Origin of the sequence: Tianweitania sediminis (assembly GCF_017813335.1) — a bacterium.
In the GTDB taxonomy this organism is placed as follows: Bacteria; Pseudomonadota; Alphaproteobacteria; order Rhizobiales; family Rhizobiaceae; genus Tianweitania; species Tianweitania sediminis.
This window is the reverse complement of record NZ_JAGIYY010000001.1, coordinates 1,350,905-1,366,260: the sequence shown is the minus strand read 5'-3', so window position 1 is coordinate 1,366,260 and position 15,356 is coordinate 1,350,905. Positions and strand designations below refer to the sequence as shown.

General features: G+C 61.5%; 13 protein-coding genes and 1 pseudogene. 11 read left to right on the top strand and 3 right to left on the bottom strand.

Going from position 1 to position 15,356, the window contains the following annotated elements; all coding sequences use genetic code 11:
- Positions 1-17 precede the first annotated feature (17 nt).
- The 3 genes from J5Y06_RS06620 to J5Y06_RS06610 are packed head-to-tail and all read right to left on the bottom strand — an operon-like array spanning position 18 to position 3,153.
- The gene (locus J5Y06_RS06620; protein WP_209334223.1) at positions 18-1,013 is read right to left on the bottom strand and encodes an ABC transporter permease; all 996 of its coding nucleotides are present in this window, start codon (positions 1,011-1,013) and stop codon (positions 18-20) included.
- The gene (locus tag J5Y06_RS06615) at positions 1,013-2,563 is read right to left on the bottom strand and encodes a sugar ABC transporter ATP-binding protein (RefSeq protein WP_209334222.1); all 1,551 of its coding nucleotides are present in this window, start codon (positions 2,561-2,563) and stop codon (positions 1,013-1,015) included. Before J5Y06_RS06615 ends, J5Y06_RS06620 begins: the two co-directional genes overlap by 1 nt.
- Entirely contained in the window at positions 2,560-3,153 is a 594-nt protein-coding gene (locus J5Y06_RS06610; protein ID WP_245247687.1) for a GntR family transcriptional regulator, read from the bottom strand. Before J5Y06_RS06610 ends, J5Y06_RS06615 begins: the two co-directional genes overlap by 4 nt.
- A 256-nt stretch (positions 3,154-3,409) precedes the next feature.
- On the opposite strand from J5Y06_RS06610, the gene J5Y06_RS06605 reads away from it, so the two are divergent.
- The 11 genes and pseudogenes from J5Y06_RS06605 to J5Y06_RS06555 all read left to right on the top strand — a co-directional run bounded on the left by J5Y06_RS06605 (position 3,410) and on the right by J5Y06_RS06555 (position 15,336).
- Entirely contained in the window at positions 3,410-4,609 is a 1,200-nt protein-coding gene (locus J5Y06_RS06605; RefSeq protein WP_209334221.1) for an iron-containing alcohol dehydrogenase, read from the top strand.
- A 19-nt stretch (positions 4,610-4,628) separates the two neighbouring features.
- A complete protein-coding gene (locus J5Y06_RS06600; RefSeq protein WP_209334220.1) occupies positions 4,629-6,092 on the top strand; it encodes an NAD-dependent succinate-semialdehyde dehydrogenase in 1,464 nt (487 codons plus the stop codon).
- A gap of 2 nt (positions 6,093-6,094) precedes the next feature.
- Positions 6,095-6,955: an alpha/beta hydrolase gene (locus tag J5Y06_RS06595; RefSeq protein ID WP_209334219.1), complete on the top strand. Its 861-nt coding sequence runs from the start codon at positions 6,095-6,097 to the stop codon at positions 6,953-6,955.
- 391 nt (positions 6,956-7,346) lie between these two features.
- Positions 7,347-8,540: an acyl-CoA dehydrogenase family protein gene (locus J5Y06_RS06590; protein ID WP_209334218.1), complete on the top strand. Its 1,194-nt coding sequence runs from the start codon at positions 7,347-7,349 to the stop codon at positions 8,538-8,540.
- On the top strand, positions 8,540-9,646 hold the full coding sequence (locus J5Y06_RS06585; RefSeq protein ID WP_209334217.1) for an acyl-CoA dehydrogenase family protein: 1,107 nt from the start codon (positions 8,540-8,542) through the stop codon (positions 9,644-9,646). The genes J5Y06_RS06590 and J5Y06_RS06585 overlap by 1 nt, the downstream gene beginning before the upstream one ends.
- Positions 9,647-9,689: 43 nt before the next feature.
- Positions 9,690-10,487 carry an enoyl-CoA hydratase/isomerase family protein gene (locus J5Y06_RS06580; RefSeq protein ID WP_209334216.1) on the top strand — a complete coding sequence of 266 codons (798 nt, stop codon included), beginning with the start codon at positions 9,690-9,692 and terminating at the stop codon, positions 10,485-10,487.
- A gap of 81 nt (positions 10,488-10,568) precedes the next feature.
- On the top strand, positions 10,569-11,834 hold the full coding sequence (locus tag J5Y06_RS06575; protein ID WP_209334215.1) for an ABC transporter substrate-binding protein: 1,266 nt from the start codon (positions 10,569-10,571) through the stop codon (positions 11,832-11,834).
- Between the two features lie 80 nt (positions 11,835-11,914).
- Complete coding sequence (locus J5Y06_RS06570; protein ID WP_209334214.1) at positions 11,915-12,802, top strand: branched-chain amino acid ABC transporter permease; 888 nt, start codon at positions 11,915-11,917, stop codon at positions 12,800-12,802.
- A complete protein-coding gene (locus J5Y06_RS06565) occupies positions 12,799-13,815 on the top strand; it encodes a branched-chain amino acid ABC transporter permease (RefSeq protein WP_209334213.1) in 1,017 nt (338 codons plus the stop codon). The genes J5Y06_RS06570 and J5Y06_RS06565 overlap by 4 nt, the downstream gene beginning before the upstream one ends.
- Before the next feature lie 125 nt (positions 13,816-13,940).
- Positions 13,941-14,639 (top strand): annotated as a pseudogene (locus tag J5Y06_RS06560) (ABC transporter ATP-binding protein); the annotation flags it as partial.
- Complete coding sequence (locus J5Y06_RS06555; RefSeq protein WP_209334211.1) at positions 14,632-15,336, top strand: ABC transporter ATP-binding protein; 705 nt, start codon at positions 14,632-14,634, stop codon at positions 15,334-15,336. The pseudogene J5Y06_RS06560 and the gene J5Y06_RS06555, both read left to right, overlap by 8 nt.
- Positions 15,337-15,356 lie beyond the last annotated feature (20 nt).

Here is a 15,356-nt window from a genome sequence, read left to right as displayed (position 1 = left end):
GAAAAACAGCCGCCCTCTCAGCGGCTGCTGGTAAAGCGATGCGCAAGCATGGCGATGATGATGATCGCGCCCTGGACGGCAGCCACGAGGTATTCCGAAACGAGGTCCGACAGCACCATCACGTTGGCGATGATTTCCAGGATCAGCGCGCCGGCCACGGTGCCCCAGATCCGGCCCTTGCCGCCGCGCAGCAACGTGCCGCCGATCACGACTGCGGTGATGACCTGCAGTTCCCAAAGCTGGCCGGTGGTCGGCGTGGCTGCACCCAGCCGCGGCACGTAGCAGATGGCGGCAACGGCGACGCAAAGCCCCTGGATGACGTAGGTCAGCGTCCTTACCCGACCCACGCTGACACCCGAAAACCGGGCCACCTCGGCGTTCGAACCCACCGACGTCACGCGGCGACCGTATTTCGTCTTGTAAAGAAGGAAAGCGCCGAGCAGCACGACCACGAGCGTGATCAGTACGGGATAAGGGATCCCGAAAAAGCTGCCGAAATAAACGGGTCGGTAGGCATCGCGCAAACTGCGGTCGAGCGGCAGCGATCCACCATCGGTCATGAAGGTGATGAAGGCGCGGAAGATGCCCATGGTTCCGAGCGTCACGATGAACGGTTCGATCCGACCAACAGTGACGATGAGGCCATTGAACAGGCCGCACAATCCGCCCACCACAAGCGCGACGCCCGCCCCCATGGCGATGGCCCAATCGCCATAAGCAGGCGCCAAGCCGTTCATGGCCATGATCATGATGCCCGTGACGAAAGCCATCATTGAGCCAACCGAAAGGTCCAGGCCTCCAGCGGCGATCACAAAGGTCGCGCCAATGGCAATGATGGCGACAAACGCGCTGCGGGTGATCACATTCATCAGGTTCGCATGGGAAGCGAAGTTCGAATTGATCAGCGTTCCGATAAGGATGATCAAGGCAAGCGCGATGAAGGGGGCAAAATCCGCCCAGCGAATACGGCTTCCGGTAGCAGGCGTTGCCGGCGCGACAGCTGTCATTGTCATCAGGCTTCTCCTGCCGCCGCTGTGTGCCGGCCAGTTGTGGCGGCATAGGCGACATTCTCTTCGTTGATCTCGGCTCCGGTGAGTTCGGCCACGAACCGCCCTTCGCGCATCACCAGCACGCGATCTGAAAGTCCCACCAGTTCGGGCATTTCCGACGAGATGATGATGCAGGCTTTGCCGGCACGAACCATTGCGTCAATGAAGCCGTAGATCTGGCTCTTGTTGCCGATGTCGATCCCGCGCGTCGGCTCGTCGATGATGATGATCGACGGGCTGGACATCATGATCTTGGCCAAAAGCAGCTTCTGCTGGTTGCCGCCCGAAAGCTTGCCGGCATCCAAGGTGAGGGAGCGCACCCGGATGTCGTAGTCTGACACGGCCTTCTTCAGCTCAGCCACTTCGCGGCGCTGTTGCAGGACAACGCCGGGGTTGACCCCATCCAGCGCCTGCAGGGTCAGGTTCGGGGCCAGCGAAGCATCAACAAGCAGGCCCTTCCCTTTGCGATCTTCGGTAAGGTAGGCCAAGCCTGCCGCCATCAGGCTCCTGACCGACCGGTGGACGATTTCGCGCCCATTCACCTCAACGCGCCTGGCGTGCGAAGGCCGCAAGCCAAGGAGGCCCTCGATCAGTTCGGTGCGGCCGGAGCCGATCATCCCCCCGATCCCCAGAACCTCACCCGCCCTGAGACTGAAAGATCCCTGCGACACACCGTCATCAACCACGAGGTCCGTCACCGAAAGCACCGGCTCACCAGCAACCACCGGGCGCTTCTCAGGATAAAGCATGCTCAGTTCGCGACCCACCATCAGTTCCGCCATGCGGCGCTGGCTGAGTTCACTTGCCGGCCAAGTTCCCACCATGCGCCCGTCGCGCAGAACGGTGATGCGGTCGGCGAGCGCCTGCACCTCGTTCAGGCGATGCGAGATGTAAAGGATGCCAACGCCCTGCTCGCGCAGGCTTCGGACGATTTCGAGGAGGGCCGCAACTTCGTCATTGGCTAGAACCGCCGTCGGCTCGTCCAGGATGATGATCTTGCGATCTTCAAGCAGCGCTCGCGCGATCTGGACAAGCTGGCGCTGCGCCAACGGCAAGTCCCCCACGCGGTCCGTGGGCCGGGCAACTGATCCGACACGGGCGAGCAACGCCGCGGTGCGTCGGTTCATGGTCTTGTCATCGACCATGAAGCCGCGCGTCAACTCCCGCCCAAGAAAGAGATTTTGCGCTACGGTCAGATCGGCTGCCAGAAGGATCTCCTGGTGAACCAGAACCACGCCGGCGTGTTCTGCTTCCGTGGCTTCTGCAAAGGCGACCGATCCATTCTCCATGAACAGGCGCCCATCAGTTGGCGCCACATGACCCGACAGAAGCTTCATCAACGTGGACTTGCCCGCGCCGTTCTCGCCTATGACCGCGTGAACCTCGCCTGCCTCGATGTCCAAGCTGATGTCAGACAGCACTGTGATGGCGCCATAAGCCTTGCACAGACCTTCGGCACGCATCGCAAGCGGCGCTGCGCCGGATGGCGCATGGGCAAGAGCCTGCACGGTCATTCGAAAGCCATCAGAAGTCGATCGCGCGAGCGTTCGACATGTTCCCGCATGGCATCCATGGCTGCCCGAGGATCACCGGCGCGAAACGCATCGAGGAGGCTTTCATGCTCTTCCAGCGCTTCTTGGGTGACGCGCGTGTTGAACATCAGCCGGAAGATATGCAGATGGACATGTTGGCCCGAAAGCGTGCTGCGGATAACCTCGTTTCCCGCGATTTTCAGAATTTCGTCGTGGAAATGGGCATCGGCCCGCGCGAAACGCGAATAGCGGGTTGTCCGGTCAACCGGCCCCTCCCCGTGCTCCATGTCGGCGGCAACCGCTTCTAGGTCACGGAGGGCGGTGGGCGTCATGTTCTGAGCCGCGAGCCTTGCGCCTTCCGGTTCCAGCAACAAACGAAACGCGTAAAGATCTTCGAACTGCTTGCGCGTCCATTGCGGCGCTGCGCTGTAGCCAATCAGGTGCTCCTTGCGGACCAGCCCTTCCCGCTCCAGTCGGGTCAGAGCTTCGCGCACCGGTGTTTGTGACACACCGATTTCGCGAGCCAGCACGTCGATCGGGATGCGCGAACCGGGCGCAATCTCCAGCGCCATGAGCCGGTGATAGATACTGTCGTAAACAGCCTCAACGACACTGCTTGGCCGCAGGAGCACCTGCCTCGCGTCTCGCTTTGCCGTAGCCAAACTCACAGCGCCGAACCTCCCCGCCCCAGTGCCCACGAAAAGAAGTTGCAAAATCCCTATCAGATGTCAAATACAATATCGTATAGGATCTGATATAGGGTCCCGCAGCAGTGCCGTCCGCTCGGGCGAGCAGAGGCTGCGTCCGATGAGGGTAGAAGGGGTGGAAATGGATTTGTTTGGGACGCTCAGAGCACCCCGGGAGCTGATCTTCGGATCAGGCCAGCGGCACTCGCTCGGACGAGTCGCGGCGGGCTTGGGCAAGCGCGCATTGGTGGTGACCGACAACCGTTTGTCCGGCGATCTGGACTTTCAGGACATGGTCGGAAAGCTGCGGGACGCCGGTTTGCAGGTTCAGGTTGACAGCTCGACCTTGCCCGATGTTCCCGTTGAGTCTGCCGCGGCCAGTGCCGCCGCCGCTAGCGCCTTCAAACCTGATCTTGTTGTGGGGATTGGCGGCGGATCCTGCCTCGATATGGCGAAGTGCCTCGCCGTTCTCCTGCGCCATGGCGGGCGACCCCAGGACTATTATGGCGAGTACAACGTACCCGGTCCTGTTGTTCCGCTGATCGCCATACCGACCACGGCTGGTACCGGCTCGGAAGTGACGCCCGTTGCCGTTCTTTCCGATTCCGAAAGGAGCCTGAAGGTCGGGATCTCCAGCCCTCACCTCATACCAACCGTTTCCATCTGCGATCCAGACCTGACAGTCACATGCCCGCGTAGCTTGACCGCGATCGCTGGCGCGGACGCCTTGACCCACGCCATTGAAGCCTTCACCGCGATCCGTCGCGAGGCGGTGCCGGGCATCGCTCAGGATCGAGTTTTCGTGGGCAAGAACGCGATCTCGGACCACTTCGCACTGCGCGCCATTGAACTTCTTTGGAACGGGCTGGAAGCGGCCTGCACCAACGGCGCTGACATCGCTGCACGCGAGCAGGTCATGATGGGCGCGACATTGGCGGGCCTGGCATTCGGCGTTGCCGGAACGGCGGCTGCACACGCCATTCAGTATCCGGTCGGCGCCCTCACCCACACCGCGCATGGATCGGGCGTTGCCTGTCTCATGCCCTATGTCATGACCTGGAACCGTCCAGCCATCGAGTCGGAGCTGGATCAAATTGCTCACGCTACAGGTCTCACCAGCGGGGAAGCCGTTGTTCCGGCCATAGCCGCTTTGTTCAAGCGCATTGGCATACCGGTGACGCTCAGCGAGCTAGGGCTTGCGGAAGACCGCATCACTTGGGTTGCCGAACAAAGCTGCGGCATTGCCCGCCTGATCCAGAACAATCCGCGCCCGCTCCCGCTCCAAGACATGACCCGGCTCGTAACCGCCGCCTATTCCGGCGACATCGCCGCCCTTCACTGACCCCCAAAGGACGCGTTCCATGCTCCAGACCTTGAACTCTCGCAGCTTTGCCGACCCGGCCGTTCACGCTCAGGGCCTATACATCAATGGCCAATGGGAAGAAGGCACAGGCATTCCCGTCGTCAACCCGTCAACCGGCGAAGTGCTGGCCCATGTCGCCGATGCCGGCGTCGAGGATGCGATGCGCGCCGTGGATGCCGCGCATGCAGCCGCTGCGCAATGGCGTGCGACCTCGTCGCGCCAGCGCTCGGAGATCCTGCGCCGCTGGTTCCAGCTGATGACGGAGCATGCCGAAGAACTGGCAATGCTGATTTCGCTCGAAAACGGCAAAGCCCTGCCCGACGCGCGCGGCGAGGTTTCCTATGCTGCGGAGTTCTTCCGCTGGTATGCCGAGGAAGCAACGCGGATCCCTGGCGAATACCGGCACACCCCTTCCGGCTCCCACAAGATCCTGGTGGACCACGAGCCCATCGGCATCGCGGTGCTGATCACGCCCTGGAATTTCCCGGCTGCCATGGCCACCCGGAAGATCGGTCCCGCCCTCGCCGCCGGTTGTACCGTGATCTTGAAACCGGCTTCCGAAACCCCGCTCACGGCTTATGCAATGGCGCGGCTCGGCGAAGAAGCCGGCGTTCCCTCCGGCGTTGTTAACGTCCTGACCACTCGCGATCCCGGTCCGGTGGTCAACGCAATGCTCGCCGATCCCCGGGTGCGCAAACTGTCCTTCACCGGTTCTACGGGCGTGGGCCGCACGCTCTTGGCGGAAGCCGCTAAAACCGTTGTAAGCTGCTCGATGGAACTTGGCGGCAACGCACCCTTTCTCGTTTTCGATGACGCCGATCTTGAGGCGGCGCTCGACGGCGCCATGATCGCCAAGATGCGCAATGCGGGAGAAGCGTGTACGGCTGCAAACCGCTTCTATGTCCAGGCCGGGATCCATGATGCCTTCGTGGCGGGGCTCACGAAGCGCATGGCCGCGTTGAAGATCGGGCCCGGCACCGACAAGGAAACCCAGTGTGGTCCGATGATCACCCAGAAAGCGGTCCAGAAGATCGATCAGCTCGTGACCAACGCGCTTCAGCGCGGCGCGCGGGCGACCACCGGTGGCGCGCCACTCGCGGGAAGCGGCTATTTCTACCCGCCCACGGTGCTCGAGAATGTTCCGGCCGATGCCGATATTGCCTTCGAGGAGATCTTCGGACCCGTTGCCCCCGTGTACAAGTTCGAAACCGACGACGAAGCGATCCGGCTCGCCAACGACACTGAATATGGTCTTGCAGCCTATATCTATTCACGCGACCTGAAACGCGCGATGCGAGTCGGCAAAGCGCTGGAAAGCGGGATGCTCGGCATCAACCGGGGCCTGATGTCCGATCCCGCTGCGCCCTTTGGTGGCGTCAAGCAGAGCGGGTTGGGACGTGAAGGCGGCGTCACCGGCATTCTCGAGTTCATGGAAGCAAAATACTACGCGGTAGACCTTTGACGATGAACGGCGAAGCGGACACTCGAGGAACAGACCCCTATCGCATCAGGGACTTTGTGCCCGACTTCGACGCTATCGCGGCCGAGTTCGCCGCGCGCAGCCGCAGCCTGTCGGCCACCGCCACCATGCGGGTGGATGTGGCCTATGGTCCGCGCCCGCGCGAAACGCTGGACCTGATCTTCCCTGATCGAGTGACCGAAGGGGCGCCGCTGCATGTCTTCGTTCACGGCGGTTATTGGCGGTCGGGCAACAAGGAGGATTACCGCTTTGTCGCCGCTCCGGTTTTGGCGGCCGGCGGCATCTGCGCCCTGGTTGAATATGACCTCATGCCCGGCCGGCGGCTTGCCGTTCTCGTTGATCAGGTGCGGCGTGCCCTGTGCTGGTTGCAAAACAATGCGCAGTCCTTCGGCGCTGACCCAGGGCGCCTGACGGTCAGTGGCCACTCGGCCGGGGCGCATCTGTCTTCGTATCTCGCTGCAACCGGTTTCGAAGAAGAAGACAAGGCTCCAACCTTGCCTGATCTGCGCGGTCTCCTTCTCCTCAGCGGAATCTATGACCTGTCGGATATCCCGAACAGCTTCCTGCGCCATGAAGCGGCGATGACGCAGGACGAAGCTGAGGCCTGGTCACCCCTTACATCGAAGCAGCACGCCGTAGCCCGGCGCATTCTTGCCTATGGTGTGGAAGAAACCGCACCGTTTCACGATCAGGCCCTCGCCTTGCAGCAGCGCTTGAAGAGCCAGGCACTCCAAGCCGAAATCCTGCCGATTGCCGAGCGCAACCACATGAGCGTGGTGCTTGACCTCGGAGACCGGGACACCCCACTCGGACGCCGCTTGAGCGATCTCGTGACGAGCGCCTAGCCCGGACGAACGCACGAAGACTTGAGAAGTGAGACTGCGGCAGCGTTGTTGCTTGGCTGTTGCCAAGGGCGGTCCGCTTTCCACCCCAAACGCCAGCCAGAACAACCGAGAGCCGCGCAGCTCTCTGCAAGTGATCACCCGCCCGACCGGACCATCCTCCAAAGCCTCGCGCTAGATCAGCCAGGCGTTGCCGTTCGGGCAGAATCCGTGCGGCAGCCCCGATCATCGATGCTCTCGTTTCCCCACAAGGCGGACTTCCGAGCTGATCTCGCAGCCTTCGCGGGCGAGAGCACTGTTGTCCTCACGCCTTTCGCACCCTGCCCTCACTTGACAAGCCGGAGCCTCTCATGATTGATGACTCATCAGTCATTATGATGTTGGGAGGCATCGCTTGGATTACCCGCTGCCCGAGCTGTCGGCCTTCCGCCTGGACGTCATCCGCTTTGTGGAAGCCAATCTTCCGGCCGACATCGCCGAAAAGGTTCGGCTGAACATAGAGCCGGAGAAAAGCGACCTTTATCGCTGGGAACAAATCCTCAACGGTCATGGCTGGTTCTGCGGCCATTGGCCGGTTCACGCGGGTGGTGCCGGCTGGTCGCCGCTCAAGCGATACGTGTTCGAGCAGGCGATGGCCGAAGCTGGCGCCCCACCCCTGCAGCCGTTCGGCCAAGCCTATGTCGGTCCGGTGATCATCGAGTACGGCACCGACGCGCAGAAGCAGCGATTCTTGCCCAAGATCATCGATTCCACTGAATTCTGGTGCCAGGGTTATTCCGAGCCAAGCGCGGGCTCGGATCTTGCGGGGCTTAAGCTTCGTGCCGAGCGCAAGGGCGATCACTATGTCCTGAACGGGCAGAAGCTTTGGACGAGTTATGCCCACTGGGCAGATATGATCTTTCTTCTGGTGCGCACCAGCCAGGAAGACCGGCCGCAGAAGGGCGTGTCGTTCATCCTTGCAGACATGCACACGCCCGGCATCACGATCCGACCAATCATCACCCTCGACATGAAGCATCACGTCAATGAGGTGTTCTTCGACAATGTCGAAGTGCCCGTTGAGAACCTGGTCGGCGACGAAGGCGACGGCTGGAAGATCGCCAAGTTCCTGCTCGCCACGGAACGCCTGATCGTTGCGGAAACCGGAAAGGCGCGCCGCCTTCTTTCCCAGGTGCGCACCGTTGCCGAAAACACGCTCGAAGCGGGAAAGCCGCTGTTTGAGCAATCCGCTTTCCGTCGCGCCTTCACAGAGGCCGAAGTCCAGTTGCAAACGCTAGAAGCGTTCTGCGCTCGCCAGCTCAAGGGGGTCGCTCAAGGCAAGGTGCTGGGCTTTGAGGCCTCGCTCATGAAGATCCGCGGTTCAGAACTTCTGCAGAGCATCACCGAACTCGGCTCCCGGGTAGCTGCACGCAAGGGCCTGGCGCTGTCGCCGGAACCTTTGCCCGAAGGCAGCAATGGCGAACAGGCGGAACCCACGGAGGCCTCGGCCCTGCTTTCCGAATACCTCTTTCAGCGCGCCGCGACGATTTATGGCGGCTCCAACGAGATCCAGCACAACATCGTTTCCAAAGCGCGGTTCGGCTTCTGATGGACATCACCGACGAAACATCGAGTGACGCCGCACTCCTGCGCGAGCATGCTTTGCGCTGGGTCGAGCAGGCCTATGACGATCTCCATGAACTGTCCGGCCGCGCGCATCCGCAGGGCTTCGATCCCGATATCGCCAGGGAAGTTGCCGCGCAGGGCTTTCTAGGCGTGATGGTCCCCGAAGCCAAAGGTGGCACTGGTGGCGGTCTGGCCGAAATGGCTGGCATCATGGAAGCAGTCGGGCGCGGCATTGTGGCTGAACCCGTTTTGAGCGTTGGCGGCATCGCCGCGCCGTTGCTGGCCCGGCTCGAAACACCGGAAGCGGACGCATTTTTGGCGCAGCTTGTAGCCGGCGAAAGCACGGCTGTTCTTGCTCACTACGAGTCGGCGCGGGGCTTTGATCGCAGCGTTACGACCGGGGCGCGCCAGGACGGCGCCGACGTGCGGCTTTCCGGGGAAAAGGCGAACACGCTCGACCTTGCGGGTGCCGATACCCTGCTTGTCACGGGTCTCGATGCGAATGGCCGCCTCGGTCTTTACCGCATCGATCCGGCCGCTGAAGGCGTGACCCTTAAGATCTATAGAACCGTGGATGGCCGAACGACGGCAAGCCTGACGCTGGCCGATGCGTCGGCCGAAAGGTTGTCGGGCAGCGACGACATCGCCGCTCTGGTGGACGAGACACTCGATGCCGCCGCCTTCCTCGTTTGTGCCGAAGCCCTTGGCGCGATGCGCTACCTTGTGGACGTCACGGCCGATTACCTGAAAACGCGCAAGCAGTTCGGTCAAACGCTGGATCGCTTCCAGGTTCTCCAGCATCGCATCGTTTCCATGCTGCTGGCGACGGAAGAAACAGCCGGTGTCGTGGAAGCGGTCATAGACGCCAAGCAGCCGCGCCGCGCTCGCGCCATAGCTTTGTGCAAAACGGTCACGGCACGATCGGCCCGCTATGTCGCCCAGCAGTCGGTGCAGTTGCACGGCGGCATCGGCGTGACCGATGAGCTCAAGATCAGCCGCTACTTCAAGCGCTTGATGATGTGCGAAAGCCTGTTCGGTGACGAGGACTACTACACGGCGCGCTACGAGGCTCTGCGCCCGCCAGCCTGACCGGCGGATGCGAGAAGAGCTTGGAGGAGCTTTGGGAGGAACAATGAAAAGCTACGATCACTACGAAACGCTGAAAACCGAGCGCAAGAACCGCGTCCTGACGGTCACCTTCAATCGACCAGATGCATTGAACGCGACCGACGCCAAGCTCCACACGGAGTTTTCGCGCATCGTGACTGAACTGCGCAATGACGCGGATGCCGACATCATCGTCATCACCGGTGCCGGACGTGCTTTTTCTGCCGGTGGCGACATCAACTGGATGCAGGAAGGGATCGACGACCCCGCCTCCTTCGAGGTGACCGCTCAGGAAGCCCGCGACATCGTTTACGGTCTGCTCGACATCGGTAAGCCGGTGATCGCCCGCGTCAATGGTCATGCCATCGGCCTCGGCGCCACCATCATGCTGTGCTGCGACATCATCGTCGCATCGGAGCGGGCCAAGATCGGCGACCCACATGTGCTGATGGGCCTTGTTGCCGGCGACGGCGGCGCTGTTTTGTGGCCGCAGCACATCGGCTATGCCAAGGCGAAATACTACCTGATGACAGGCGACCTGATCACCGCAACCGAGGCAGAGCGGATCGGCCTGATCACCAAGGTGGTGCCAGAAGACCAGCTCGACGCGGAAGTCTATGGGCTGGCCGATCGCCTCGCCACCGGCCCGCTGAAGGCCATCAATTTCACCAAAATTGCCACGACGCTGCAACTGAAGGCGGCCATGCACGCCTCCTTTGAAGCGGGTCTCGCGCTCGAAATCGTGTCGAATGTCAGCGAAGACCATCGCGAAGCCGTCGACGCGTTCCGCAACAAGCGTCAACCGAAGTTCACCGGCCGCTGAAGCTTTGGCGTGCACGCTGAAAACAACCGTCCCCTCGAGCCTTTATCATCGAACGTTTTCCGTCCTGGGAGGAGAAGACCAATGATCAACAGTATCAACAGACGCACAGTTCTAACCGCGCTGGGGGCATCCGCGCTCGCCACGCCCTTCATCTCGCGTCGGAGCTTTGCGCAAGGCAGCGATCCCATTAAGATCGGCGTGCTCACCGCCCTGTCGGGCGCGCAAGAATTCATCGGCAACTTCGTTCTGACCGGGGCACAGATAGCCGCTGACCAGATCAACGCGGCGGGCGGTATCAACGGTCGCCAGGTCCAGCTTGAAGTGCGCGACGACCGGAACGCGCCGGCCGATGCGACCACCGCGGCCCGCGAACTGGTGGGTCTCGGCGCCCATCTCCAGCTCGGAACGATCTCCTCTGCCATCGCGCTGGCCATGGGGCCGCTGATGCAGCAGGAAGGCGGCATTGCGCTGACCTGCGGTGCTGGCACGGAAAAGCTCAACCACGAGAACTATTCCGATCACGTGTTCCGCCCCGGCGATAGCCCGTATATGCGCAACCGCGCGGAAGCCCAGTTGCTGGCGCAGCGCAATCCCGACGTCACAACCTGGACCGGCCTCGTACCCGACCACGAATATGGCCGTACCACCTGGGCCGTGTTCATGGACGGACTGCTGCAGTTCTACCCCGAGATCGCCAAGAAGGAGGTCGAGATCCTGGATCCGATCATCGTTCCTTATGGCGTCGGCGATTACCGCACCTTCGTAACGCAGGCGGCGCGTACGCCCGCCAATGGCATCTACAACTCCACTTATGGCGGGGATTCCGTGACCCTGTTCCAGCAGGCGAGGCCCTTCAAGCTGTTCGAGGACCGCATCCTGATGGACTCTGCAAACGAGTTTATTGTCGCCGAAGCGCTGAAGGCGCAGACGCCGTCCTTCTGGACCGGCATCCACTGGTATTACGAGACCAACAAGGGCAACCCGCTTTCGGACGCGCTTTATGCCGACTACGTCAAGAAGACGGGCAACGAGCAGCCGATGGGCTGGGTCGCGGAAGCCCATGCGGCCCTTTATGCCTATAAGGCTGCGATCGAGAAGGCGGGATCCACGGAAACGGCGGACGTGATCGCCGCCCTCAAGGGGCTGGAATGGGATACCGCAACCGGCAAGCGCATCATGCGCGCTGAAGACAATCAGGTCATCAAGGATGTCGAGATGATCTACATCGAGCCGGACGCATCTGACCCCAAGGGCTACAAGGTGACCGATTACGTCAAGGTCGACGGCAACACGGTGATCGAACCCGCAATGCCAGGCCAGAAGATGGAACTGCGCAAGCCAACCTGATCCGGCTTTTGCTCAAATCTCTTCCGCTGGATGCCTGTTGTCCGGCGGAAGTTAATGGCGCTCACCAACCGAATACGGCGATGACTGGCGACCTGCTTACAATCCTTTTCAATGCGATGACCTGGTCCATGGCCACGTTCCTGGTAGCCTCCGGGCTGACGATCGTGTTCGGCATTCTCCATGTCCTGAACTTTTCGCATGGCGGCTTCTTCATGATCGGCGCCTATGTCGCCTACACTGTGCTGAATTATTTCGGCTTTGAGATCCCGCTTTATGCCTATCTCGGCGGCGCGCTTGTCGCAGCGGTCGCAATGGGAGTTGTGGGTGTAGGCGTTGATGCAGTGGTGTTTCGCCGCCTGCAGAACGTGGAAGGCGTTTATGTTCTGATCGCCACCTATGCGCTGCTTCTGGTGTGCGACGGCTTCGTCAAGCTCGTCTGGGGCCTGAACTATCTCAGCGTGTCGCCGCCCAACGGCCTGCTCGACGCCATCTTCATGGGCGATGCGATCCTGCCAACCTTTTCCTTGTTCGTGATCGGCTGCGGCCTCGTTGTCTTTCTTCTTCTCGAGGGCGTTCTGAACCACACCTCCGTTGGAAGGACCCTGCAGGCGATCGCCATCGACCCCTGGATGGCACGAGCAGTCGGGATCGACGTTTCGGCGGTGTATCGTGCGACGGTGGTTGCCGGCTTCGCCCTTGCGGGTCTGGCGGGCGGGCTGCTCGTCGCCAACCAGAGCCTGTCTCCCGAACTGGCTCACATCTACATCCTGCAGGCATTTGGCGTCGTGATCATCGGCGGCATGGGCTCGATCCGCGGAGCCTTCGTGGCCTCCATCTTCCTCGGCTTTGTTGAAGCCGTCAGCGCGACCTATCTGCCGAACTATCCCGGGGTGCTGTTCTTCGCCACCATCGCCCTTGTGCTTGTGATCCGTCCGCAAGGCCTGCTTGGCAAGGAGGCAACCGCATGAGCATCACCACGGTTCGCCCGCTTTCTTTCTTCCTCAGCTTGGCAGCGCTGTTGGTTGTGGCGCTGCTACTGCCCCACTTTGCCAATCGTGGCATCATCTTTCTTGCCGGCATCGTCGCGATCAACATCGTCTTCGGGATCGCCTTCAATTTTGCCTTCGCCAAGGCCGGCGTTTTGTCATTCGGACACGCCATGTTCTTTGCGGTAGGCGCCTATGCCACCGGCTACATGACGATCAATCAAGACTGGATGCCGTTTCTGCTGATCCTGCTTGTCGCCGTTTCCGCCGGTGCTCTGCTCGCAATTGTCACAGCGCTTCTGGCGCTCCGTCGCGCCGGCGGCGTTTCCTTTGCGGTGATCACGCTTGCGCTCGGCGCCCTCATCCATGTCATCATTACGAAAACCACCGTTCTCGGTCGCAACGATGGCCTGGCCGGGATCGCGCGCCCGCCGCTCGACCTTGGCGTGGTTTCGATCCCTCTCGGCGTCGGTGACAATTACTATTACTTCCTGATTGTCACCTGCGCGCTGGCGGTCCTCTTGATGTGGGGGCTGTGGTCGAACCGCTTTGGACGGTCCTTGCAGGCAGTGAAGTCCGATCCTGCCCGTGCCGATTTCCTCGGCATTGACGTCGATGCCAAGCGCCTGCAGGCGTTTACGATTTCAGGCACAATGGCCGCCCTTTCGGGTGCGCTGTTTGCGCCGTGGGCGCAGATCGTGTCGCCAGAAGTGGCCCTTTGGACTCAGTCGACCATGCCGGTCCTTTTCGCCCTGCTTGGCGGATCCGCCTTCTTTCTCGGACCAGCGGTTGGCGCCATCCTGTTCGGCTTTCTGGACTACGGCACGCGCACCATGGTCGGTGTTTCTGATCTTCTCGTAGGCGGACTTTTGCTTGCCGTCGTGCTGGCGGTCCCCGGCGGCATCCTCGGCATGCTGTCAACCTTGTGGAACCGTTTCGGCGGCCGACGGAACAATGGCGCCACGCCGGTGGCAACTTCGGAGGTCCACCAATGACCTTGCATAACGAGACCAGCTTAGCGTCACGCGCCGCTGGGGCGCTGCCTGCCCACGGCAGCACGCTGCTTCAGGCGCGCGATGTGTTCAAGAACTATGGGCCGATCAAGGTTCTGAAAAACGTCAACCTCGATCTGGCGCAAGGTGAACGCCATGTGGTCATCGGCCCGAATGGCGCGGGCAAGTCGACCTTGTTCAAGGTTCTTTCCGGCGAACTCCCCCCGACATCCGGCACGATCACGCTGCGCAACGAGGATGTTTCGACACAAAAAGGCTACCGGCGCGTACGCAAGGGCGTGGGTCGCTCCTTTCAGGTCGCCCGCGTGTTCCTTGAAATGACCGCGCTCGACAATGTTGCAGTGTCGATCGAGGCGCGGGAAGCGAACTGCGGACGCAACGGTGGCTTTCTCGCCTTGTCGACGCCACGAGCCATCATCGACGAAGCGCTTGGACTTCTGTCGGATCTTGGCCTTTATGCCGTGAAGGACACGCAGGGTGCCGTGCTCGCACATGGCGACCGCAAGCGGCTGGAACTCGCGATGAGCCTGGCCCTGAAACCCAAAATCCTCATGCTGGACGAACCCACGGCCGGCATGTCGCCGACCGATCGTGCCGCGGCCGTGAACCTGATTGATCGCATTGTGCGCGACAACCAACTCAGCCTGCTGCTGACCGAGCATGACATGGGCGTGGTATTCCAGTTGGGCACGCGGCTTTCCGTGCTCCACTACGGTGAGGTGGTGGTCAGCGGCGAGCCGGACGTCGTTCGAGCAGATCCGCTGGTTCGTGAAATTTACCTTGGACGGAAATCCGGTCATGCTTGAGGTCGCGAAGCTCGACGCCTTCTACGGCCAAAGCCACATCCTCCGCGGCATCGATTTCCAGGTCGCGGCCGGTGAGAGCGTGGCGCTGCTTGGCCGCAATGGCGCTGGCAAAAGCACCTTCCTGAAAGCACTGCTCAATGGTGGTCCACAGGCGCGCGGCAGGATATCGTTCCTTGGCCAACACCTGACGCGTGAACAGCTGCATCAGCGGGCCCGGCTTGGGATGGCGCTTGTGCCCGAAGACCGGCGCATCTTTCCCAAGCTTACCGTCGAAGAGAACATCGAGATTGGCGGACGAGCTGCACCCACGGGTGCCACTCCGCACTCGATCAATGACGTGGTTGCGATGCTGCCGATGTGTGGCCCGCTTTTGAAGCGGCTTGGCTTTCAATTGTCGGGCGGACAACAGCAGATGGTGGCGATTGCGCGCGGCATCGTATCGCGGCCGCGTCTGCTGATGCTCGACGAGCCGGCCGAAGGGCTGGCACCCGTGATCGTGGACGAGCTCGCCGACGCCATCAACCGGCTGCGGCAAACGGAAGGCCTTTCCCTGATCGTCACCGAGCAGAACATTGATTTCGCGCGGGAAACCACCGACCGCCTTTACCTGCTCGATGTGGGTGAAGTGGTGTTTTCCGGCAGCTGGCCGGAATTCGATGCCCGGCCAGACCTCGTGGATCGATACCTGGCGCTGTGATGGATAGAACGGAGAAGGCA